12 protein-coding genes are annotated in these 22,336 nt (G+C 68.5%); 4 read left to right on the top strand and 8 right to left on the bottom strand.

Annotation, left to right across the window (positions count from 1 at the left end; genetic code table 11):
* Positions 1–406: 406 nt before the first annotated feature.
* From WKW82_RS00485 to WKW82_RS00470, 4 genes are all read right to left on the bottom strand, one after another.
* Complete coding sequence (locus WKW82_RS00485; RefSeq protein WP_340340293.1) at positions 407–1,765, bottom strand: efflux RND transporter periplasmic adaptor subunit; 1,359 nt, start codon at positions 1,763–1,765, stop codon at positions 407–409.
* A gap of 139 nt (positions 1,766–1,904) precedes the next feature.
* The gene (locus WKW82_RS00480) at positions 1,905–2,834 is read right to left on the bottom strand and encodes an efflux RND transporter periplasmic adaptor subunit (protein WP_340340292.1); all 930 of its coding nucleotides are present in this window, start codon (positions 2,832–2,834) and stop codon (positions 1,905–1,907) included.
* Positions 2,831–4,723, bottom strand: coding sequence for a TolC family protein (locus tag WKW82_RS00475; protein WP_340340291.1), 1,893 nt, complete (start codon positions 4,721–4,723; stop codon positions 2,831–2,833). Before WKW82_RS00475 ends, WKW82_RS00480 begins: the two co-directional genes overlap by 4 nt.
* Before the next feature lie 28 nt (positions 4,724–4,751).
* A complete protein-coding gene (locus WKW82_RS00470) occupies positions 4,752–14,009 on the bottom strand; it encodes a VCBS domain-containing protein (RefSeq protein WP_340340290.1) in 9,258 nt (3,085 codons plus the stop codon).
* Positions 14,010–14,395: 386 nt separating this feature from the next.
* Between WKW82_RS00470 and WKW82_RS00465 the strand changes: the two genes are divergently transcribed.
* Positions 14,396–15,322, top strand: a complete 927-nt coding sequence (locus WKW82_RS00465) for a transporter substrate-binding domain-containing protein (RefSeq protein ID WP_340340289.1) — start codon at positions 14,396–14,398, stop codon at positions 15,320–15,322.
* A gap of 185 nt (positions 15,323–15,507) precedes the next feature.
* On the opposite strand, the gene WKW82_RS00460 is transcribed toward WKW82_RS00465, so the two are convergent.
* From WKW82_RS00460 to WKW82_RS00445, 4 genes are all read right to left on the bottom strand, one after another.
* A complete protein-coding gene (locus WKW82_RS00460; RefSeq protein ID WP_340340288.1) occupies positions 15,508–16,707 on the bottom strand; it encodes an amidohydrolase family protein in 1,200 nt (399 codons plus the stop codon).
* An 82-nt stretch (positions 16,708–16,789) separates the two neighbouring features.
* Positions 16,790–17,416, bottom strand: coding sequence for a LysE family translocator (locus tag WKW82_RS00455; protein WP_340340287.1), 627 nt, complete (start codon positions 17,414–17,416; stop codon positions 16,790–16,792).
* 22 nt (positions 17,417–17,438) lie between these two features.
* Entirely contained in the window at positions 17,439–18,155 is a 717-nt protein-coding gene (locus WKW82_RS00450) for a TetR/AcrR family transcriptional regulator (protein WP_340340286.1), read from the bottom strand.
* Positions 18,156–18,320: 165 nt separating this feature from the next.
* Complete coding sequence (locus WKW82_RS00445; RefSeq protein ID WP_340340285.1) at positions 18,321–19,094, bottom strand: ferredoxin--NADP reductase; 774 nt, start codon at positions 19,092–19,094, stop codon at positions 18,321–18,323.
* A 177-nt stretch (positions 19,095–19,271) separates the two neighbouring features.
* Between WKW82_RS00445 and WKW82_RS00440 the strand changes: the two genes are divergently transcribed.
* The 3 genes from WKW82_RS00440 (at position 19,272) to WKW82_RS00430 (ending at position 22,329) form a co-directional block, all read left to right on the top strand.
* Positions 19,272–20,882, top strand: coding sequence for a 6-hydroxynicotinate reductase (locus WKW82_RS00440; RefSeq protein WP_340340284.1), 1,611 nt, complete (start codon positions 19,272–19,274; stop codon positions 20,880–20,882).
* A 7-nt stretch (positions 20,883–20,889) separates the two neighbouring features.
* The gene (locus WKW82_RS00435; RefSeq protein ID WP_340340283.1) at positions 20,890–21,357 is read left to right on the top strand and encodes a GNAT family N-acetyltransferase; all 468 of its coding nucleotides are present in this window, start codon (positions 20,890–20,892) and stop codon (positions 21,355–21,357) included.
* Positions 21,358–21,420: 63 nt separating this feature from the next.
* Positions 21,421–22,329, top strand: a complete 909-nt coding sequence (locus tag WKW82_RS00430) for a UPF0280 family protein (RefSeq protein ID WP_340340282.1) — start codon at positions 21,421–21,423, stop codon at positions 22,327–22,329.
* The last annotated feature ends 7 nt before the right edge of the window (positions 22,330–22,336 follow it).

Below are 22,336 nucleotides of genomic sequence, written 5' to 3'. Positions count from 1 at the left end.
ACCAGCGGAATGCGGATGAACAGGTAGTTGTCCAGCAGCCAGCGCCAGCCGCGGCGCGGTGCCCGGGGCGCCTGGCCGCGCTCGACCAGCAACTGGTGCTGCCGCAGGAACGCGGTGAACGACTCGACATCCTCTGCCTGCGCGGCGAGCGTGGTGTGGGCCGCGATGTCCTGCGCGATGGCGGCCGCACCCTGCAGGTGCCAGCGCTTGAGCATCTCGAACTCCAGCCAGCCGATGCGGAAGAACAGGTTGCGCACCGGATCGGCGACATGCCACGCGGGCGAGCCGTCGCGGTTGGTGCCAGCGGGGTGCAATTGCAGTTCTTGCCGCAGCGCAGGCCACGGTGGGGCCAGGCCGGCAGTGAGTCCCGGTACGGCGCCTTCGGGCGCGCCGTCGACGGCGGCGCCTAGCATCCGCACCACTCCCGGGCGGCGGCGATCGGGCGGCGCAGCAGCAGGTAGCCCAGCACGGTCCAGTCGCCGGCGATGCGGGCTGTGCCGCGCAGGCCGATGCGGGCGTGCGCGTTGTCGTCGCTGGCGGTGACGGTGCCGCGCAGAAGGTAGCTGGCCACGCCAGTCGGCGAGTCGACCACCTGGTAGCTCGCGTAGTCGATCCGGCCGGAGACGGGACTGAGCGGCGCCACGCGCAGGAACAGCGTGACCGGCGCACCCGGCTTGAGGTTGACCGCCTCGGCCACCGGCGCCCAGGCGTGCAGGCCCAGCACGCCTGGATCGGCCAGCAGGCCGACGCGCTCGCCGGTCTGCACCGGACGGCCCGCCCAGTCGTCCGGATCGGAATAGATGAACACGCCGGCTGCGGGGGCCTTGATCTGCAGGCGCTCCATCTCGCGCCCGAGCGACTCGACATCGACCTCGCGCTCCTTGAGCCGGCCTTCCGCCAGGCCGAGCTCGGCCTTGGCCTCCTGCGTCTCGATGGCGCGCTGCGAGGCCTGGTGCAACTCGGTGCGCGCCGTCGCCAGCGCGGCCCGCCCGACCGACAGGCGGTTGTACAGCGTGGTGTCGTCCAGCTCGGCGATGGTCTGGCCGGCGGTGACCGGCGTGTTGGGCTTGACCGTCATCTGGCGGATCACGCCGTCGCGCGGCGAGGCGATGACCTCGGTGCGATTGGAGACGACCTCCGCCGGCACCAGCGCGTACTCGCGCACCGGCACCAGCAGCAGCACGGCCAGGGCGACCAGCAGGCGGCGCGTGAGCTTCGCCCTGGGCAGGGCGGCCAGGCGCGCGCCCAGCGTGGGGCGGCGCCGGGCCATGGCCCACCACGCGTGGCCGAAGACCCCGGCGGCGCGCGCCAGCATGTAGCCGGGCGTACCGGGTCGAAGCTCGGTCGGCCACGGCTCGGCGCGTGCCAGCAGCAGCACCGCACAGAGTTTTTCATCGGGGCCGGCGAGGCCGAGCGCCAGCGCGTGCGCAGGCAACCAGTCGCCCCAGGCATCGCCCAGCGCCATCGGCAGCGCGTCGGCCGACAGCGCCAGCACGCGCGCGCCGGGTGGCAGTGCGGCCAGCGCATCGCGAAAGTGGCGAACCACCTGCACCAGCCACTGCGAATAGGGTGCGTCGGCGTCCACGTCGGCCAGGCCGGAATGGGCGACCACGCGCGCGGGCGTCGCGCCCCGGAGGTCGATCAGCGCGGCCTGCCGATAGGGCACCAGCGCCAGCGTGTCGTTGCAGATCACGAAGGCCAGTTCGGCCAACGTCTTCGCGACATGCGCCTTCGCGACGAGGGAGGGAAATAAGTCCGTGTTCACCACGCTGTCGCGTGACCCACGATGCATGAAGCGAGTGCAGGCAATGCCTGTTCGTGGGCACCCGCGGAACCGGCTTCGCCGGGCCGCTGGGTGCGCCCCCTTGAAGGGGGAGGCGCCGCAGGCGCTTCGGGGGTGGGCTTCATAGCGCGGGCAGCGCCTGGCCGCTCATGCCGGGAAGCACGTTCTCCGTCGCGCCGACGAAGGCCGCCTCGATCTCCACCGTCTGGCTGACCGCATCCGCGCGTCCCGATATGCGCGTGACCTGCAGCGGATATTGCGCGCCTGTCTCGGTCACGGTCGCGTCGAGCCGCGCACCGACCTTGAGCCAGGCCAGCCATGACGAAGGCACGTTCATGCGCGCCTTCAGCGGGCCGGCGCCGACGAGGTCCACCACCGGCGAACCGACGGAGACGCCTTGCCCCACCTTCACATGCACGCGCGCGACGCTGCCGGCAAAGGGCGCGACGAAAACGCACTGCGCCGATTGCGCTTCGAAGACGCGGATCTGGCTGCGTGCGCGGTCGACGTTGGCCGCGGCCAGTTCCACCTCGACCTCGGCGGCCGACTGCAGTCCCTGAAGCTTGATCTTGGCCTCGTGCTGCAGTCGCGCGGAGGTGAGTTCGGCGCGCGCCGCGTCGCGCCGCGCCTGGATCTCGCCGCAATCGAGCGTGGCCATCACCTGCCCTGCGCGCACGGTGTCGCCCAGCCCCACGGGCACCGTGGCGATGCGCCCGGGCGTGACGGAGGACAGGCTGCTCTCGTTGCTCGCGACCACCAGGAAGCGGACCTTGCCCGGCGCGCCCGCCGCCGGCGCGATCGCGGGCGCGATCGCGGGCGCTGTCGCAAGCGCGGGCGCTGTCGCAGGCGAGCGGGCGGGGGCGGAGGAGGAGGCGGGTGCAGGCGCTGCCGCCGTCGCAGGCGCGGAGGCGGCCGGTCGTGCGGCGGGTGTCGTCGTGCCCTGTGCCTGTGCATCGGTCATGAACGTCGCGCAGGCCGCACAGGCCAAGCCCAGCAGGACCCTCGCAGCGCCCTGCATCCAGGGCCTGCGCGTCCGCAACGCAGCCTTCATTTCCCGTTGTCCTCGCTGGCCGCCTTGCGCACATCCGTCAGCACCGACAGCGCCGCCGCCTCGGCGAACGCATTGATGGAGCGCTGCGGCGCATCGCCGGGCAGGAAGCTCACGTAGTCGCGTGACAGCACCGGCTTGTCGCCAGGCCCGGTCAACGCCATGCGCCACTGTGCGCGCGCCGTCGCCTTCGATTCCAGCCGGCCATAGCGCATCGTCAGCAGCAAGGGCGCGCCCGAGGGGAGTACCACGACGTCGTTGCGCGAGATCACGTTCTCGACCGCGCCGCGCACCGCACCGGCATCGATGCCCGCGGCCAGGTCCAGCACGCGCACGCTGACGGCCCGCGACCGCGCCTGCAGCACGGCCGGGATGAGGAAGGCATCGCGCTCGCCTGCCACCAGGCTGGCTTCGATGGCCTTGGCCAGCGTCGGGATGTCGCTGCTCTCGACTTCCTCGGGCAGCAGGTCGATGCCCACCGAGTTCATGATGCGGCCGTAGGCGGCCTGCGTGGAGGCATAGGCGGTGGCGAGCTGGAAGCGCGAGACCAGCGCGCGCGAGTCGGTGCGCAGCGACTCCAGTTCGCTCTCCAGCTTGTTGCTGCTGCCAGCGCGCGAGACGCTCGCCAAGCGCTGGTCCACGCGGCTCGACTCGGCCGCCAGCTCATAGTCCAGCACCGTGAGCTTGTAGCGCTCCACCGACACGCGCACCTGCGTGATGACGGCCATGGTCAGCGCCAGGCGGCGCGCCTGGTCGGTCTCGGCGCGGGCCTCGTTGGTGCTCTTGATGGTCGGGTAGGCCAGCAGGCGCACGAGATTGACCGACAGGTTCACGCCCGCGTCGGCCCAGTTGTTGTTGTAGAGGAACCGGTTCGAATCGTAGGAGGCACCCGCGTAGAGGTTCAGGCTGGGAAACAGCGCGGCGATCTGCTTGCGCGCCTCGTTCACGCCGATACGCGCCCGGTAGTCTTCCTCGGCGAGTTCGGGCCGGTTTTCCAGCGCGAGCTGTTCGAGTTCGCCCACGTTCACCGGCACGGCGGCGATGCGGTTGTCCGGCGTGTCGGCCAGGTCGAAATCGGTGCCGGGCGTCACGCTCATCAGCGCGGCCAGTTCGCGCTTGGCGAATTCCATCTCCTGGCGCTTGACGTTGACCAGCGTCATCGCGTCGAGCAGCGCCCGCTGGTAGGCCAGCGCCTGGCCGGGCGGCAGCACGCCGGCGCGCTCGGCTTCCTGCGACTTGCCGACGGCATCGCGGATGCGCAGCAGCAGCGCGTCCGCCTCGCCGAGCAACAGTTGCGCGCTCACGGCGCGCCAGTAGGCATTGCGCACGTCCTGCACGATGTTGTGAAGGATCTTGCGGCGACGTTCCTCGGCGATGTTGTATTCATCCGCGGCCTGCTTCGCGCGGAAGTAGCCGATGCCGAAGTCCAGCGCATTCCACGACAACGCGGCGCGCGCGGTGCTGTGCTGGCGCTCCTCGGACGTGGAAGCCCGCAAGCTGATCTGGCGGTCCTCGATGCCGATGCTGGTGCCGCCCGAATCGTTGTTGCGCGAGTAGTAGCCGGCGTCGACCACCACGCGCGGCAGCAGGTCGAGGTTGGACACGTCGAGCAGGCCGCGCGACAACGCGCTCTCCATCAGCTTGAGGCGGTAGTCCAGGTTGTACTTGAGCGCACGCGCCAGTGCCGTGGAAAAGGTCACCGGGCCGACCAGCGGCTCCTGCGCACGGTAGATGCGCTCCTGGTCGATGCGGGCGCGCAGGGCGACATCGCGCTCGGAAATCTTCTCCGGCTGGACGAAGCCGCAACCGGCCACGATCAGCGTGGCGGCGGCGTACAGGCCGATGGCCCGCAGGCGCGTGGGACGGGAAGCGGATGGGTGTGGTGTTTGCATTTTTTTATCCACCTGGAAGATCCGTCGGTCAACGATGGTTCGTCACGGCAGCCACCTTGATGGGCTGGGCCTTGTGCGCAAGGGCGGCGGTGCTGATGTCGATCACCGAACCCTGGCGCGCCGCCATCGCGGCCAGTTGCTCGGAGAAGGACAGCGCGCCGCGGGTCGGCAGGGTGCGCGGTGCGGTGTTCGGGGGCTCCGCCGCAACGGCGGCCGGCAAGCCGGCATCGCGCTCGGATGGCGGGCGGATGTCGATGGCATCGGCGGCGGTCTTGCTCGCCACTGCTTCGGCGGTGGTCTCGTCCGCCGCCGCGACCGGCGCTGCCGCGCCAGCCTGTTCCGCCACCGTGCCGGCCACGCCCTGTTCGCCCGTTGCGCCCTGCACGCCCGGCGCAAACGGCTCGAAGGACGAGAAGTCGTTGAACAGGCTTTCCGCGCCGACGACGAGGCCGTTCCCCGTCCCGCGCGCACGGCCCTGGCCTTCGAGCGCCACTTGCTGGGAAAAGGCCACGGCGTCGCGGCTCACGTATTGCAGGTTCGCCGTGTTCTGCACGGCGCGCAGCGACTCGCTCTGGATCTCCGCCCCGAAAGCCAGCCCCTGCCCGTCGCCGATCTGGCCGGACAGGGTCTGGATCAGCGCCGCCGATTCGCGCACCGCCGGCTGCACGTGCAGCGCCGGCACGTAGTCCTGCGTGAGCGTCATCAACGGGTTCTGGTCGTCGTAGAGGAAGTACTGGTCGCCCTTGGGAATGGCAACGGCGCCGCCGCGAACGACGATGGTCAGCGTCGCGGTGCTGCTGTCGCCATCGGAATCGGTGAGCGTGTAGGTGTAGACCTCGGTCAGCGTCTGGTCTTCGTTGAGCTGGACGACGAGCGGGTTGGCGACATCCACCGTGTAGCTGTAGCGGCCGTCGGCGTTGAGCGTGAGGAGCCCATAGAGGCCCCGCAGCGGCACGCCGATCTGGCCGGCCGGGCCACCGGGCTGGGCGCCCACGGACACGCCGCTGATCGGCGTCGCCGAGGCGTCCGCGCCCATCCGGTCGGGCACGTCGCCCGCACCTGCGCCGATCGGGCTGAAGACGTTGCCCGTGACGGTCGCCCGGTTGTCGGGGTCGGAGCCGGGCAAGGTGCTGAGGTCGTCGCGCGCCAGTGGCACGTCGTCGAGCACCTCGATCGACAGCGTGCCGGTGGCGCTGTCGCCGTCGCGGTCGAACACCGTCACGGCGATGTCGTCGACCACCGGGCCGGCCGCGTGCGACTGGTTGCGGTCGAGCGTGTAGCCGTAGACGAGCACGCCGGTGGCGGGGTCGTAGCCGGTCAGCGTGAGGGTGCCGATGCCGGTCGTGATGACCACCGGCGCATTGCCCAGGTTCTGCAACTGGTCGATGGGCACGGTGGTGCCGTTGATGACGATGCGGTCCACGCCGTCCGGCGCGCCGATCACCATGCTGCCGCCGCCGGTCTCGCCGGGATCGGCAGGGTTGCCCAGGCCGCGCTCGTCCACGGTGGCCTGGCCGGGGGCGCCGCCGTTGTTGTCGACGATCTGCAGGCTGACCGGGTCGGTGCTGCCGTCGATGGTGATGACGAGCTGCGCGGTGCTGCTGTCGCCGTCGTTGTCCGTGAGGGTGTAGCGGATGCTGTCCGTGAGCGTCTCGCCCGGCACCAGGCGCTGCACGGCGGGCAGGCTGTTGTCCAGCGTGTAGATGTAGCTGCCGTCGGCCTGGACGACGATGCTGCCGTACTGCGTGGCGAGCACGGTGCCTGGGGCGACCGTCTGGGCGCCGAAGCTGACGCTGGTCACGGGCACGCCGTTGGCCGCGTCGGCGCCGGGCGTGTCGTTGGCCTTGAGGCTTCCGCTGACCGAGGGCGCGCCGTCCTCGGCGATGCGGGCCGTGTCGTCGACGGCCTCGGGCACGTCGTCGACGATGCGCACGACCAGCGTGCCGGTGGCGCGCGTCGCGGCGGCGTCGGCCTGCGTGACGACGAGCGCGATCGGTTCGGTCGCCTCGGTGGCGCCGGGGGCGTTGACCACGGTCTGGGTCAGCGTGTAGTCGTAGTCGATGCGCCCGCCCGTGACGACATCCTGCGTGGTGACGGGCGTGAAGCCGGTGATGGCCAGCACGCCTTCGGGCGTCGGGATGAGGATCGGCGTGTCGGCCGCGCCGAGGAGTTCCGCGAGCGTGATCTCGCGTCCGCCGATCGTTACGCTGCCCAGGCCCAGGGGCGTGAGGATGTCGATCGCGCCGGTGGTGCGCTCGCTGCCGCTGGTGTCGACCAGGCCGCGCTCGCTCACCGTCGCCTGGCCAGTGGTGTCGGGGCCGTTGCCGTCCACCGGCGTGATCGTGGGTTCGCCCTCGGTGTGGCCCTGGATGGTGAGGGTCAGCGTGGCGGTGCTGGTGTCGCCGTCGTGGTCGGTGATGGTGTAGCTCACCGTCTCGGTCAGCGAGTCGCCTGTGTTGAGTGCGTTGACCGTGGGGTTGGTGTTGTCGAGCGTGTAGGTGTAGCTGCCGTCGGCGTTGATGACGATGCTGCCGAACTGGCCTGTGACGGCGGTGCCCGCGGTGGTGCTGGTGTTGCCATTGGCCGAGTAGCTTGTCACCGGGCCTGCCGCGATGGGGCCATCGCCGCCGATGCGGTCGTTGGCGAACACGTTGCCGCCGACGGTGTTGCTGAGCGCGTCCTCGGCGATGGTGTTGCTGTCCGGCCTGGCGTCGGGCGTGTCGTCCTGGATCAGCACGGTCAGCGCGCCAGTCACGGTGCTGCCGTCGCGGTCGGTCACCTTCACGGGGACCACGTCCGTGCGCTCTGCCGGGTCGACGTGGTCCAGCGGCTGGGTCAGCGTGTAGGTGTAAGTGACGGTGCCGGCCGTCACGAGCTCATCGCCATTGGGCGCTGTCGTGGTCGCGGTGGCAGTGAAGCCCGTGATGACGATCTGGCCGTGGTCGGTCTCGATGGTGATCGGGCTGGCAGGGGTGGCGGCCTGCAATTGCGCGAGGGTGATGACAGTGCCGTGGATATCGACGGAGGCGATGCCGTCAGGGGCGGTGATGGCCAGCGATCCGTCGGCGGTTTCGCTGGTGTCGGCGGGATCGTTCAGGCCACGCTCGCTCACCGTGAGCTGGCCGGTGGCGCCGCCGTTGGTGTCGGTCACTGTCAGCGTCGGGTCGTCGTTCGCGCCGCTGATCGTGATGGTCAGCGTGGAGGTGCTGGTGTCACCGTCGTGGTCGGTGAGGGTGTAGCTCACCGTCTCGGTCAGTGTCTCGCCGGGTAGCAATGCCTGCACGCGGGGGTCCGCATTGTTCAGCGTATAGGTGTAGCTGCCATCGGCGTTGATGACGATGCTGCCGAACTGGCCTGTGACAGCGGCGCCCGCGGTGGTGCTGGTGTTGCCGTTGGCTGAGTAGCTTGTCACCGGGCCAGCCACACCAGGACCATCGCCGCCGATGCGGTCGTTGGTGAACACGTTGCCGCCGACGCTGGTGGTGTCCTCAGGGATGGTGTTGGTGTCCGGCCTGGCGTCAGGCGTGTCGTCTCGGATCAGCACGGTCAGCGAGCCGGTCACGGTGCTGCCGTCGCGGTCGGTCACCTTCACGGGCACCACGTCCGTGCGCTCTGCCGGGTCGACGTGGTCCAGCGGCTGGGTCAGCGTGTAGGTGTAAGTGACGGTGCCGGCCGTCACGAGCGTGTCGCCATTGGGCGCCGTCGTGGTCGCGGTGCCGGTGAAGCCCGTGATGACGATCTGGCCGTGGTCGGTCTCGATGGTGATCGGGCTGGCAGGTGTTGCGGCCTGCAACTGCGTGAGCGTGATGACAGTGCCGTGGATGTCGACAGAGGCGATGCCGTCAGGGGCCGTGATGGTCAGCGAGCCGCTGGCGGTTTCACTGGAGTCGGCTGGATCGTCAAGGCCACGCTCGCTCACCGTGAGCTGGCCGGTGGCGCCGCCGTTGGTATCCGTCACTGTCACGGTCGGGTCGTCGTTCGCGCCGTTGATCGTGATGGTCAACGTGGCGGTGCTGGTGTCACTGTCATGGTCGGTGAGGGTGTAGCTGACCGACTCGGTCAGTGTCTCGCCGGGTACCAGCGCCTGCACGCGGGGGTCCGCATTGTTCAGCGTGTACGTATAGCTGCCATCGGCGTTGAGCGCGAGCTGGCCGTAGAGCGTGTCGAAGGCGGTGCCCACGGTCATGTCCGTGCCGTCGAAGGTGACGGCGGTGACCGGCACGCCGGTGGCCGCGTCGACGACATCGGCGCCCTGCGTGTCGTTGGTGCGGACGTTGCCGCTGACGGTGTTGGCGGGCGCGTCCTCGGTGATGGCGTCGGTGTCGTCGACGGCCTCGGGCACGTCGTCCACGATGCGCACGACCAGCGTGCCGCTGCCCGTGCCACCGTCTGCCTCGCTCACGCCGAGGGCAATGGAGTCGGTACTTTCGGTGGCGCCGGGCGCGTTGGTGATCGGCGCCTTGAGCGTGTAGGTATAGCTCAGCGTTGCGCCGGTGACGCTGCCTTGCGCCGGGGTGGCGCTGAAGCCGGTGAGCACCAGCGTGCCCTCCCCGGTGTCGATGGTCACGGTGCCGCCGGCACCGGCCTGGCCCAGGGCCTGCAGTTGCGCCAGCGACAGGCTGGTGCCGCCGACAGTCACGCCCGTCAGGCCGTCGCGTGCATCGATGGCGATGCTGCCGGTCGTCGTCTGCGAGCCCGATCCGTCGACCAGGCCGCGCTCGCTCACCGTCGCCTGGCCGGTGGTGTCGGGGCCGTTGCCGTCGACCGGCGTGATCGTGGGCTCGCCGTCGGTGTGGCCCTGGATGGTGATGGTCAGCGTGGCGGTGCTGGTGTCGCCGTCGTGGTCGGTGAGGGTGTAGCTCACCGTCTCGGTCAGCGAGTCGCCCGTGTTGAGCGCGTTGACGGCGGGGTTGGTGTTGTCCAGCGTGTAGGTGTAGCTGCCGTCGGCGTTGATGGCGATGCTGCCGAACTGGCCGGTGACAGCGGCGCCCACGGTGGCGCTGGTGTTGCCGTTGGCCGAGTAGCTCGTCACCGGGCCCGCCGCGACGGGCCCATCGCCGCCGATGCGGTCGTTGGTGAACACATTGCCGCCGACGCTGGCCACCGTGTCCTCGGCGATGGTGTTGGTGTCCGGCCTGGCGTCAGGCGTGTCGTCCTGGATCAGCACGGTCAGCGCGCCAGTCGCGGTGCTGCCGTCGCGGTCGGTCACCGTCACGGGCACCACGTCCGTGCGCTCTGCCGGGTCGACGTGGTCCAGCGGCCGGGTCAGGGTGTAGCTGTAGTCGACGGTGCCAGCCGTCACGAGCGCATCGCCATTGGGCGCCGTCGTGGTCGTGGTGGCGGTGAAGCCCGTGATGACGATCTGGCCGTGGTCGGTATCGATGGTGATCGGGCTGGCAGGTGTTGCGGCCTGCAACTGCGTGAGCGTGATGACGGTGCCGTGGATATCGACGGAGGCGATGCCGTCAGGGGCCGTGATGGTCAGCGAGCCGCTGGCGGTTTCACTGGAGTCGGCAGGATCGTCAAGGCCACGCTCGCTCACCGTGAGCTGGCCAGTGGCGCCGCCATTGGTGTCGGTCACTGTCAACGTCGGCTCGTCGTCCGCGCCACAGATCTTCACGCACAGCTGCGCCTTGTCGCTCAGCTTGCCGTCGGAAACCGTGTAGGTGAACACGTCCACCACGGTCTCGCCGGGTGCCAGCGCCTGCACGCGCGGGTCCGCATTGTTCAGCGTGTAGGTGTAGGAACCGTCGGCGTCCAGGTGCAGCGTGCCGTACTGGCCGACCAGGTCGGTGCCCACGGTGCCAGCCGTGCCGCTGCCCGCTTCCGGGCCCGTGCGCACCCGCGTCACCGTCAGCACGTCGCTGTCGCGGTCGATATCGGCCACGTCGCCGGGCGCGCCGTTGCGGACCACGTTGCCCGTGATGGCGTCGCCGTCTTCGTGGACGGTGCGCGCATCGTCCCGCGCCTTGGGCGCATCGTTGACCGGCTTGACGGTGACCGTGAAGACCTGGGTGGTGATCAGGTGGTTGCTCGTGCCGTCCTCGTAGCTGGCGGTGCCGCTGTCGGGCTGCGTGAGCGTGACGGGGCGCAGCCCGGTGTTGCCCATGTCGTCGTAGACCACCGTGACCTGGAAGCTGCCGTTCCAGTCGCTCGGGCGGGCCTCGCCGGCCGGGTCGGGCAAAGCGATGGTGAGCGCGTGCAGGCGCGAGTTGATCTGGCTCTCGGTGCCGACGAGGGTGACGGTCGTGGTGTCGATCCCGCTGACCGTTCCGCCCGCGCCGCCGACCGCGCTGAAGGTGAAGCCAGGGGGCAGCGTCACCGTCGCCTGCAGGTTGGCGGCGCCCTCGTCGTCCGGGTCGGCCACGGTGATGTTGCCGCGCGTGCCGTCGAGCACCAGGGTGGCGCTGCGTTCGTTCACCGTCACGGCCGTGACCGTGATGGCGGCCGGGTCGTTGTACTCGGCGGGTTCGTCGACCGGTGTGGGCACGAGGGTCCGGCAGGCAACGGCCACGTTGGCGCAAAGGTCGGGGGGAATCGCCGCGTAGGGCGTCACCTCGGTTGTCGGCACATCCCGCGTGCCGTGGCGGGCCGGGTCCTTGCCGCCGTTGGCAAGGCCGCTGCCGTCCAGTGCCGGGGCGCTGGTGTCCGTGGTGTCGCGCAGCCGGTCGTCCGCGATGACCTCGATCTTGTACGTCGCGTCGCTGTTGGCCAGCGTGCTGTCGAACGCGACCTGCAAGCCTGCCAGGTACGCGTTGACCTGGTCGCGCGTGCCGCGAACGACCAGCGCCGAGCCGACGCCGTCGTAGAGCGAATCCACGGTCGCCCCGGAAGCCTCGGCGGCCGACGAGCCGAGCGTCGCATGCGCATGCGAGACCGCGCCCGTGGCCGGCAGCGGTACGCCGAGCGAATCGGCGAGCCGCACCGTGACCTGCAGGAAATCCGTCTCGCCGGTGGCAATGCCGTGGCCGGTGATGTCGATGTCGTTCACCACGAAACCGGGCACGGCCGTGGTCCCGACGATTTCGATGGCGGCGCTCGGCACGGTGTCGAAGGTGGGCGCATCGTTGACCGGCACCAGCGTGATGGCCACGCACTGCGGGCTGTCCACGACATTGCTCTTGCCATCGCCGCCGAAGCGCGACCCCTGGTCGCTCAAGGTCACCGTCAGCGTCACGTCGCCGTCCTTGCCTGCGCCGTTGACGTCATGGTTGATGTCGTGTGCCGTGACGTAGGTCAGTGATCGCAGCAGCGCCGTGATGTCGATGGCCGTGCCGGTCAGCGTGATCGTGCGCGAACCGTTGCCCGCGATGTCGACGGTCGAACTCGCATCGACGCCGATCGTGCCGGCGTTGCCGCTGTCGGTCAGCGCCAAGGTCACCGTCACCGGCGTGCCGAAGGCCTCCGACTCCGGATCGCTTACGTCGATGTCCAGGTGCTTGCCGATGCGCGTGCCCTGGTCCTCGTACACCGACAGCGTGTCGCATGCGACCACCAGCGTCGCGGGCTCATTGCAGCTCGAGACGCCGATCATGACCCAGGCCGCACTGATGTTGCCGGCCAGCGGGTCGGTCGGCGGCGGCACCGTGGCGCAGCCCCAGTCCAGATCGGTGCCGGGCACGGTGGCGAGCGGGCCGGTGCCGGGGCCGCCGGGCGGCTCGTTCTTCTGGCCGCCATTGGCGCCCGCCTGCGTGCCGTCGGTGCGGGCATCCTGGTCGACCAGGTCGCCGAAGTCATCGCGCAGCCGGTCGTCCGCGATCACTTGCACCAGGAACAGCGCGTCGCGGTCGGAGTCGAAGCCCAGCGTGAGCGCGGCCAGCGCCGCGTTGACCTGCGCGAGCGTGCCCTGGACGGTGAGCCAGGTGTTGTTGCCATCGTGGCCGCCCACGCCGCCAAGCAATCCGCCCACGGCGATGGTGATGCCGGCGTAGCTCGCCAGCGGCGAGGCCGTCTCAGTGTCCAGCAGCCGCACCGTGACCTGCATGAAGTCGGTCTCGCCCTCGCTCAGGCGCAACAGGTCCGGGTCGGACACCGAGAAGAACGGCACGGCGTTGACCTTGTCGGTCAGGAATCGCAGGCCGCTCATCGAGGCGGTGACCACCGGCGCGTCGTTGGCGGGCGGGGTGGTGCGGGGGAGGACGTGGTCGCCGGATGTGCTGGCGCCTTTGTCGGTCGAAGCACCATGGTCCACCGCGACGCGCCGACCCTCCAGTACGGCGCTGCCGTCCGAGGCCCTGGCCAGCAGGTCGGTGCTGTAACCGCGGGCCGACTTGTCGGGGTCGTCGGGGTGGCGAGACTGCGACGCGGACAGCTTGCTGTCGAGCGTCGAATCGTCCCGGCCGAAGCTCGCACCGGGCTCCCAGCCCGTCGCGCCCGTGGTGCGGACGTGGGCGCCGGCCGCGGCGGCCGGAGTCGACGAGGCGGTGGGTGCGTCCCCCTTGGCGGCGTCGGACACCGTGGAACCTGAGGCTTTCGGCAGCGTGTCTTCGGCTGTCGTGCGGGTGCCGGCCACGCTGTCCGGGGGCATCGCCGTGGTCAGGAGGCCGGCGTAGCCCGGGACCGACAGCGCGGCGGTCTCGACCTTGCCGCGCGTGGCTTCGAGCGTCCAGTCGCCGCCGTGCACGGCCGCACCCGTGGCGCCGGTCGACGCCGCGACGTCGGCCCGGGTCAACTGCGCGAGGCGGTCGATGAAGCGGGTATCGCGCGCCGCCACGTCGCTGCCGTACAGGAGGATGTCGCCACCGGCCGTGAGCGCGGCGCCGATGCGCTGCAAGTCCCCCTGCGCCGAGCCGAGGCTGTCGGCAGCCAGCGTCTGGTTGCCCAGCACGATGCCCTCCGACGTGCCGTGGCCCAGGATGTGCAGCGCGCCAATGCCGTGCTTGCCCGCCAGCTCCTCGGCGATCTGCGCGGTGCCCGAACGGTCACTGTCGAGCAGGATGACCTGGCTGCCCGCGGGCAGCGCGGCGGCCAGGCTTTCCCAGTGCGAGACGCTCTTGTCGATGACATAGACCTCGATGGCGGGCGGTGCGACGGCCGATTCGGCGGTCGATGTGGCGGGCGTGCCAGGCGTGCCGGTCGCCGGCACGTCGACCGGCGGCGCTGCCGCAGGCGCCTTCGATTCGGCCGGCTGGGGCGGTGCGCCTTCGGCCGGGCGCGCATGGTGGTCGCGCGGTGTGTCGTGGGGCGCAGCGCTGCGGGCTGCATCGGGTGCGGGGTGGTGTGCCGACTGGCCATCGGCAGCGTGGTGGGAGGCCGCCGCTTCGACGAATGCGGCGCCGTCAAACAATTGCCGAGCTTCCAATGCAAAACGATGGCTGCGAGGACGCAAACGGCGCGTGGGAGCAGGTCGATGATTTGCCACGGTGCCCCTCTTGATGGGTTGAAAGCGCTGCGGAAACCCGTTATGAGAGGCCGAATCATCGAAGTTTACGATTGCCAAATTTGTGTTAATTAGAAACTTTGGCACCAGTCCGGTGCTGAAGAATCCGGGTGATTCGGGTGCCGATTCGCACCGGTGCCGAAGTGCGAAATCCCGGTTTCACCGTAGACGGCAAGACCGTGCGACGCGCCGACGCAACGCAAGGAGCCACGTTGCAGCCACGACTGCGCACAAATGTCAAAGTGTTTCAATTTCGACGTCGGTGCCCCAGCGGCTGCCTACCATTCGCAGGCATGAAAAGCGCACTTCCCTCCATCTCAAAGTGGGCCGGTGGCTTGGCAGGCATCGTCCTGGCAGCTTCGGCCGGTGCTCAGGTCGGCAACGTGCTCACGCCCGATCTCGAGGAAATCGCCAGGAACGGGCAGATCGTCATCGGCGTGCGCGAAGACGCGATGCCATTCGCCTTCGTCGACCAGGACGGGGTGCCCAAGGGCTATTCCGTCGAAATCTGCGATCGCATCGCCGCCAACCTCAAGCGCGTGCTCAATCGACCCAACCTGCGTGTGCGCTACAACACCATGACGGTGACCACGCGCGCCTTGCTGGTGCGCGAGAAGGTCGTCGACATGGAATGCGGTGCCACCTCCATCACGAGCGAGCGCATGAAGGAATTCGCCTTCTCGGTGGGCTTCGGCGTCGACCAGGCCTTGCTGATTTCACTGAAGACCAACCCGGCACAGTCGCTCGAGGACCTGCGCGCCAAGGGGCAGAAGCTGGTCGTGACCTACGACAGCAGCGGGGAGATCTGGCTGCGTTCGCGCAAGGAAGCGGGCCCGCTGGTCGAACCCGTGCGCAATTCCACGCGCGCCTACTTCGCGCTGGTCGACAAGAGCGCCACCGCCTACCTGGGATCGGGCCGCGTGTTCCTGGGCGAAGCCATGCGCCGGGGCGGCAAGCTGGAGGACCTGTACTACACCGAGGTCAAGGGCGCGAGCGACTTCGAGCCGATCGCGGTGATGATGAGACTGGGCCGCCCCGGCCTCAAGCAGGTCGCGGACGACACGATCCTCGCCATGGCCAAGGCCAACGAGTTGGCGCCGCTCTACAGCAAGTGGTTCGAATCGCCCGTTTCCACGCGCGGCCAGAACCTGAAGGTGCCGATCGGTCCGGCATGGCGCGCGATGATCACCAACCCCATCGATCGTCCGATCGACCAGTGATATCGGTGCGCATTGCCCTCGTTCGGGCTGGAATGCGGGATCGGGCGGCCGAACGCAGAAGTCGCAAAGGTTGTTTCGAAGAAGTCGCAGAAGGAAAACCGAAGAGATTTTTCTGGTTTTCTTCTTTTGACTTCTTCGGCGTCCTTCGCGGAACCTTCGCGTCCTCTGCGTCCGGATGTCCGTATTCAGTGAGCGCCTGACACCACGACAGGAATCTCCGTCGCAGGCGGCGTGTTGCGGCTGCGGCCACAGCGCACGATGCCGTCGATCATCACCATTCCGACGCCGGGAATGTCGCCCAGCTGCACGCTCTCCAGCAGGCCCGGCGCGGGTGAATGCTGCGCGCGGTCCATGAAGACGAAATCGGCATCGCGGCCGACTTCGATCAGGCCGCAGTTGAGCTTGCGAATGCGCGCCGTGTTGCCGGTCGCGAAGCAGAACACCAGCTCGGCCGGGATGTTCGCGATCGACGACAGCATCGACACCATGCGCAGGATGCCGAGCGGCTGAACACCGGAGCCTGCCGGCCCGTCGGTGCCCAGGATGACCCGGTGCGGGCACTTCAATTCCAGCGCCGCCTTGGCCGCCGCAATGGCCACCTTCTCGTTGCCGTTGTGCACGATCTCGATGGCGCGCGAGCTCTTCTCGCAGAGCTCGCACACATGCGCCTCCGGCAGCGAGGTATGGCCGCCGTTGATGTGGCCGATGATGTCGGCGTCAGCCTCCAGCACCACGTCCTTGTCGATCAGGCCCGAGCCGGGGATCGACGGGCCGCCCGTGTGGATCGTGCTCTGGATGCCGTACTTGCGCGCCCAGGCCACCATCTCCTTGGCCTCGTAACCAGCCTTCACCGAGCCCAGGCCGACCTCGCCGAGCAGCCCGACGCCCGCCTCGGCCAGTTCCTTGAAGTCGCTCTCGACCATGCCCTTCTCGATCACCGGCGCGCCGGCCAGCACCTTCACGCCACTGGGCCGGAAGTTGTCGAAGGCGCGCTGCGCAGTGATGGCCAGCGCCTTCAGCCCGACGATGTCCTTGGGCCGTCCGGGCAGGTGCACCTCGCCGGCCGAGATCATCGTGGTCACGCCGCCGTTCATCGTCGAATCGATCCAGCCGATCTGGCCCTGGCGCGGCGTCCAGTCGCCGAACACCGGGTGCACGTGGCTGTCGATGAGGCCCGGTGCGACGCAGGTCTTCTTGCAGTCGATGACGGTCCTGGCTCCCTCGACGTCGCAGTCCTTCAGCTTGCCGATGGCAACGATGATTCCGTCGTTCACCACGATGGTGTCGGCATCGAGGATCGGCTTGTCGATGTCGCCGGAGAGCAGCAGCCCGATGTTCTGGATGACGACCTTGCCGGATTTCGCGCCTGCGACTGCTTCTGCCATGGGACTGTCCTCGTGGGTTTGTGAATCTCGTAGTTTTCCAGTGTGCTGTCTCCCCAAGGGCTCGTGGGACAGCAACGCATCGCTATGCCGGCCGTCGCGCGAACAGCGCCCAGATACCCGCGGCGGACAGCAGCGACCCGCCCGCCAGGTTGAAGCGCCGTTGCGCCCGCGGCGACGACAGCAGCCTGCGCGCCGACGCCGCGAACACCGCATACAGGGTGGCGTTGAGCGTGGCCATCGCGACGAAGGTGATCGCCAGCACCCACATCTGCTGCCCCACAGGCCGCGTCGGGCTGATGAACTGCGGCAGGAAGGCGACGAAGAAGATGATGCCCTTCGGATTCAGCGCCGTGACCAGCCAGGTGTTCGCGAACAGCCGCCAGCGAGATTGCGGTGCGGCCGGCGCAGCCAGCTCGGTGGACGAGACGCCCGCGCGCAGCATCTTGATGCCGAGGTACACCAGGTACAGCCCGCCGGCCCACTTGATGATCGTGAACCAGAAGGCCGAGGCCGACAGCAGCGCGCCCAGGCCAAGCAAGGACAGCACCAGCGCCGTCGAATCGCCGAGTGCAACGGCCGCCACCAGCGGCACGTTGGCGCGGCGACCATGCGCCATCGAATAGCTGATGACCGTGAGGATCGTGGGACCGGGAATCACCAGCAACACTGCTGATGCGGCGACGAATGCGAGCCAGAGTTCGATGGGCATGGCGGGTCTCCGGTGAATGCGCCTACGACGCGGGTGAAGTGATGGTGGTCGTCGTGACCGGGGCCGTGCTGTCGGCGCTCACGGTCCGCAACACGGTCTCGACCGCGAAATCTTCCCAGCGCTTGACGGCTTCGGCAGTCTCCAGCGGCTCGCCGAGAAAGGCCGTCAGCGTGTGCCGGTTCGACATGTAGAAGTAGCCCGTCGACGCGATCAGCAGGTACACCTCGCGTGCCGCGACATCGCTGCGAAAGATGCCTTGCGCAATGCCACTGGCCAGCACTTCGCGGATCACCGCGATGGCATGCGAGGAGTATTCGCCCGCCCGCAGCGACTTCGCGATATGGCGCCCCTTGTGCAGGTTCTCGGTGTTCAGCAGCGTGACGAACTCGGGGTTCTTGCGGTAGTAGCCGTGCACGAAGCGGATGACGGCCGTGAGCGTCTCCACCGGCCGCTCGGCATCGAGCTGGATCTCGCTCTCCGCCTCGTCCATCCCACGGTAGATGCCTTCGAGCACCGCGATGAACAAGCCTTCCTTGCTGCCGAAGTAGTAGTAGATCATGCGGTCGTACGACTTGGCCGCCTTCGAGATCTTCTCGACGCTGCCCCCGTCATAGCCGTACTTCGCGAACACCTTGGTGGCAGCCTTCAGGATGGCCTTGCGCGTGGCCTGCGCCGCTGCGTCGCGCACGCCCGTGCCGCGACGCGGTGGGGTGCTGACGGAAGTGCTGGCTTTGGTCATCGTGAATGGAATGCGGGGACCGGACGCAGAGGACGCGAAGGTTTCGCGAAGGACGCAAAAAAGACAAAAAAATCCTGGAAGTCCCTTTGCGACCTTTGCGTAGTTCTTGTCTTCCTTCTGCGTTCGACGGTTCGCTCCCGAGTTTGGCTGTCCGCTCCGTATCCCTTACTTCTCGGCGAACGCGCGCTCCACGACGAAGTCGCCCGGCGTCGAGGTGTTGCCTTCCTTGAAGCCGCGCCTCTCCAGCATGTGCTTCAGGTCGGTCAGCATGCCGGGGCTGCCGCACAGCATCACGCGGTCTTCGGCGACGTTGATCGGGGGCAGGCCGAGGTCGTCGGTCATCTTGTTGCTCTCGATCAACTCGGTGATCCGACCCATGTTGCGGAAGTCCTCGCGCGTCACGGTCGGGTAGTAGAGCAACTGTTGCTTGATCAGGTCGCCGAGGAATTCGTGCTTGGGCAGGTGGTCGACCACGAGATCGTGGTACGCCAGTTCGTCCACCTCGCGCACGCCGTGCACCAGGATGACCTGCTCGAACTTCTCGTAGGTCTCCGGGTCGCGGATCACGCTCATGAACGGTGCCAGGCCGGTGCCGGTGCCCAGCAGGTACAGGCGCTTGGCCGGCAGGCAGTAGTCGATCAGCAGCGTGCCGGTGGGCTTGCGGCCGACGATGATCTTGTCGCCGGGCTGGATGTGCTGCAGCTTCGAGGTGAGCGGGCCTTCCTCGACCTTGATGCTGAGGAACTCCAGGTGCTCCTCGTAGTTGGCGCTGACGATGCTGTAGGCGCGCAGCAGCGGCTTGTTGTTGACGCGCAGGCCGATCATCGTGAAGTGGCCGTTCGAAAACCGCAGCGCCGGGTCGCGCGTGCAGGTGAACGTGAACAGGCGATCGGTCCAGTGATGGACGGAGAGGACGGTTTCTTCGCTGAAGGCACTCATGGCAGGCTTGAGGTTGGTTCGGTAAAAACGCCGTTGCGCGATGGCGTCGCGTTTGCTACATTGGTTTTGATGTAGCGTTCACAACATCAAATTGGAGTGAATGCTACACAAAGGACAAGACGATCACAAGCGCCGCCCATCGGGGTCGATGCAGGTGAAACCAGGCGATTTTCCACGATGACCGAACACACAAAGACCGACGGGCTTCCCGGCATGGACATGCCGGTGATCGGCGCCGGCATTCCCGAGCGAGCGCCCCTGCGCAACGACAAGATGAGCGCCGCCAAGGTCGAGTGCAACGCCTGCCCGGTGCTGTGCCAGATCTCCGAGGGCCGCACCGGCGCCTGCGACCGCTATGCCAACAGGGCCGGCACGCTGGTGCGGGTCGATCCGGTGGTGCTCCTGCGTCGCGCCGTGACCCAGGATTCCACCGCGCTGGTGCCGTTCTCGCGTCCCGCGGCGGAGGCGCAGGACGCAGCGCAAAGTCCCGACTGGAACGGCGACCTGCTGCTGGCCGACGAGGTGTTCGTCACCGGCGTCGGCTCCTCGACCACCTACCCGGACTACAAGCCCGCGCCCTTCATCGTCGGCTCGAAAGCCCGTGGCGTGGACATGGTGACGGTGGTGACCGAAGGCATCTTCAGCTACTGCAGTTTCAAGATCAAGATCGACACCGACCGCTTCCTCGGCGCCGAGCAGGCCAACGTCCGCTACAAGGGCGAGGTGGTGGGCCACGTCACCACCGCCGAATACGGCTCGCAGATGCTGTCCCTCGGCGGCGTGCACCACCTCACCGGCGGCAGCAAGAAAGAAGGCCGCATGACGGTAGAGCTGATGCAATTGCTGGGCAACAAGCAGCCGGTCAACATCACCATCGACGGCGGCGCCAGCCTGGTGGTGCAGGCCGGCAAGGCGCCCATCGTCAACGGCGTGGAAGAACAGCGCATGCGCGTGGGCTGCGGCTCGGCGGCGGTGGGCATCTTCGCGCGGCAGTTCGCGGGCGTGGCCGACGAGGTGGTGGTGGTCGACGACCACATCACCGGCGTGCTGACCGAACACCAGGCCGGTCGCTGCCTGGACATGCCGAAGTCGGGCATCGAGATGCGCGGGCGCAAGTCCACGCCGGGGCGCTACTTCCAGGTGGCGAATCCGGGAGACGGCTGGGGCGGCACCGACATTGCCGACCCGCTGTCGATCATCGAAGGCTGGGAGGCGGGCGTGGCCAAGCCCGGCCTGCGGCTGCTGATGACCTCGACCACCGGCGAGCATGCGCAGTGGTATGTGCTCGACGATGAACTCAAGCCCGTCGAGCAGCCGATGCCCGAGGAGGTGCGCCGCATCGTGCAGCGCATCGGCGAGAACTGCGAGCCCTCGCTGTGCACCGTGCTGTTCCTCGGCGGTGCCGGCGGCAGCCTGCGCGCGGGGGTCAGCGAGAACCCGGTGCTGCTGACCCGTGCCATCAAGAAAGCGCTGGTCAACGTGACCTGCGGCGGCGCGCCGGCCTATGTGTGGCCGGGCGGCGGCATCACGGTGATGGTGGACGTGATGCGCATGCCCGACAACAGCTTCGGCACGGTGCCGACGCCCGCCATCGTCGCGCCAATCGAGTTCAGCATGCGGCTGGATGACTATGCGGCGCTCGGCGGTCACACGGGGCATGTGTTTCCGCTGGAGCAGGCGCTGGCGCGAGGGGCGTGGCAGGACGACGGGGCGCCGCTGTCGCGCCAGTGGCTGGCCATCGATGAGGCCAACCCGTGGCCGCTGGGCCAGCCACCGATGCTGGGATAGGCCGGACATGCGCCCCATCACGGTCCGCCAAGGTGTGTCGTCCGACCTGGGCGCGCTCGCACTGCTGTTCGACCAGTACCGGCAGTTCCAGGGGCAGGGGCCCGATCTCGCCGCGGCCCGGAGATTTCTTCAGGCCCGGCTCGACCGTGGCGAGTCCGTCGTCTTCATCGCGCACGAGGAAGACACGCCCGTCGGATTCGCCCAGCTGTATCCGGGTTTCTCGTCGGTGGCGCTCGCACGCGTCTTCATCCTCAACGATCTCTTTGTTCAGGCCTTCGGGCGGCGCAAGGGTGTCGCCGCGCGCCTGCTGGCGGCGGTCGAGACGTATGCGTGGGCACAGGGCGCAGCGCGCGTGACCCTGAATGTCGACAAGGGCAATGCGCAAGGCCAGGCACTCTACGATGCGCAGGGCTGGAGCCGGGACGCGCAGTTCCAGATGTATCACCGCTACCCGGACAGTTGCCATGCGGCCTGAAGCCATCCAGCGCGAGTGCGGTTGCGATTGCGGGTGCGGGGGCGGCAATGGAATGCCCTCACCATGAGCGCGCAACGTACTGCCCTCGACGGCGGCCGCTGGCACTGGAACCACGGCCCGATCGACATCGTGGCCGAGGCATACGGCGACGCGCCTGCGGTGGCTGCGGCGCACGAGGCCGCGTGGGAGCGCTTTGGCGAGGTGTTGGGCGAGCTGGTCCGCGAACTTCGGTTGCTGCGCCAAGCAGTGGGCGCGGACTGCGCACTGCAAGGGCCTGTAGCGCGTCGCATGTGGAAGGCTTGCGCGCCGTTCCGCCCTGCATTCATCACGCCAATGGCCGCGGTGGCCGGCTCGGTGGCGCAGGAACTGATCGGCTTCTACCAGCGGCCCGGCATCGAGCGCGCGTGGCTCAACAACGGCGGCGATATCGCGCTGCATCTCGCGCCGGGCCAGTCAGCGCGCGTGGGCTTGTTTGCCGACATCTCGCGCTTTGACCTGCGCGACACGGGGCGCATCAACGTCGACGGCAGCTTCGACATCGACGCCGGCATGCCGGTACGCGGCGTCGCTACCAGCGGGTGGCGCGGACGCAGCTTTTCACTGGGCATTGCCGACAGCGTCACCGTGCTGGCCGCCACCGCCTCGCAGGCCGATGCGGCGGCCACCATCATCGCCAACGCGGTCGACGTGCAGGATGCCGGCATCCATCGCCGCCCGGCCAGCGAATGCAAGGACGACAGCGACCTCGGCGACATCCCGGTGACGGTGGGCGTGGACGCGCTGGCGCCCGTGCAGGTGCGCCGCGCACTCGACGCGGGCGCGGCGCGCGCGCAGGCCTTGCGGCACGCCGGCCTGATCCATTCCGCCGTGCTGGTTTGCCAGAACCAGTACCGGCTCGTCGAACCCTTATGCTCCATCGCTGCGGTGCCCCAAGCGGCGCCGGCGATGGCCGTTGGCTCCGTATTTGCTTGATCCCAAC

This window comes from Variovorax rhizosphaerae, from assembly GCF_037889975.1.
In the GTDB taxonomy this organism is placed as follows: domain Bacteria; phylum Pseudomonadota; class Gammaproteobacteria; order Burkholderiales; family Burkholderiaceae_C; genus Variovorax; species Variovorax rhizosphaerae.
The sequence above is the reverse complement of the archived record's forward strand: the minus strand, read 5'-3'. Positions and strand labels throughout refer to the sequence as shown.

Bases quoted from the DNA above. Each gene is read 5' to 3' on its own strand.
- WKW82_RS00480 (WP_340340292.1), bottom strand. From the start codon at position 2,834: ATGAAGGCTGCGTTGCGGACGCGCAGGCCCTGGATGCAGGGCGCTGCG.
- WKW82_RS00475 (WP_340340291.1), bottom strand. From the start codon at position 4,723: ATGCAAACACCACACCCATCCGCTTCCCGTCCCACGCGCCTGCGGGCC.
- WKW82_RS00465 (WP_340340289.1), top strand. From the start codon at position 14,396: ATGAAAAGCGCACTTCCCTCCATCTCAAAGTGGGCCGGTGGCTTGGCA.
- WKW82_RS00460 (WP_340340288.1), bottom strand. From the start codon at position 16,707: ATGGCAGAAGCAGTCGCAGGCGCGAAATCCGGCAAGGTCGTCATCCAG.
- WKW82_RS00455 (WP_340340287.1), bottom strand. From the start codon at position 17,416: ATGCCCATCGAACTCTGGCTCGCATTCGTCGCCGCATCAGCAGTGTTG.
- WKW82_RS00450 (WP_340340286.1), bottom strand. From the start codon at position 18,155: ATGACCAAAGCCAGCACTTCCGTCAGCACCCCACCGCGTCGCGGCACG.
- WKW82_RS00445 (WP_340340285.1), bottom strand. From the start codon at position 19,094: ATGAGTGCCTTCAGCGAAGAAACCGTCCTCTCCGTCCATCACTGGACC.
- WKW82_RS00440 (WP_340340284.1), top strand. From the start codon at position 19,272: ATGACCGAACACACAAAGACCGACGGGCTTCCCGGCATGGACATGCCG.
- WKW82_RS00435 (WP_340340283.1), top strand. From the start codon at position 20,890: ATGCGCCCCATCACGGTCCGCCAAGGTGTGTCGTCCGACCTGGGCGCG.
- WKW82_RS00430 (WP_340340282.1), top strand. From the start codon at position 21,421: ATGAGCGCGCAACGTACTGCCCTCGACGGCGGCCGCTGGCACTGGAAC.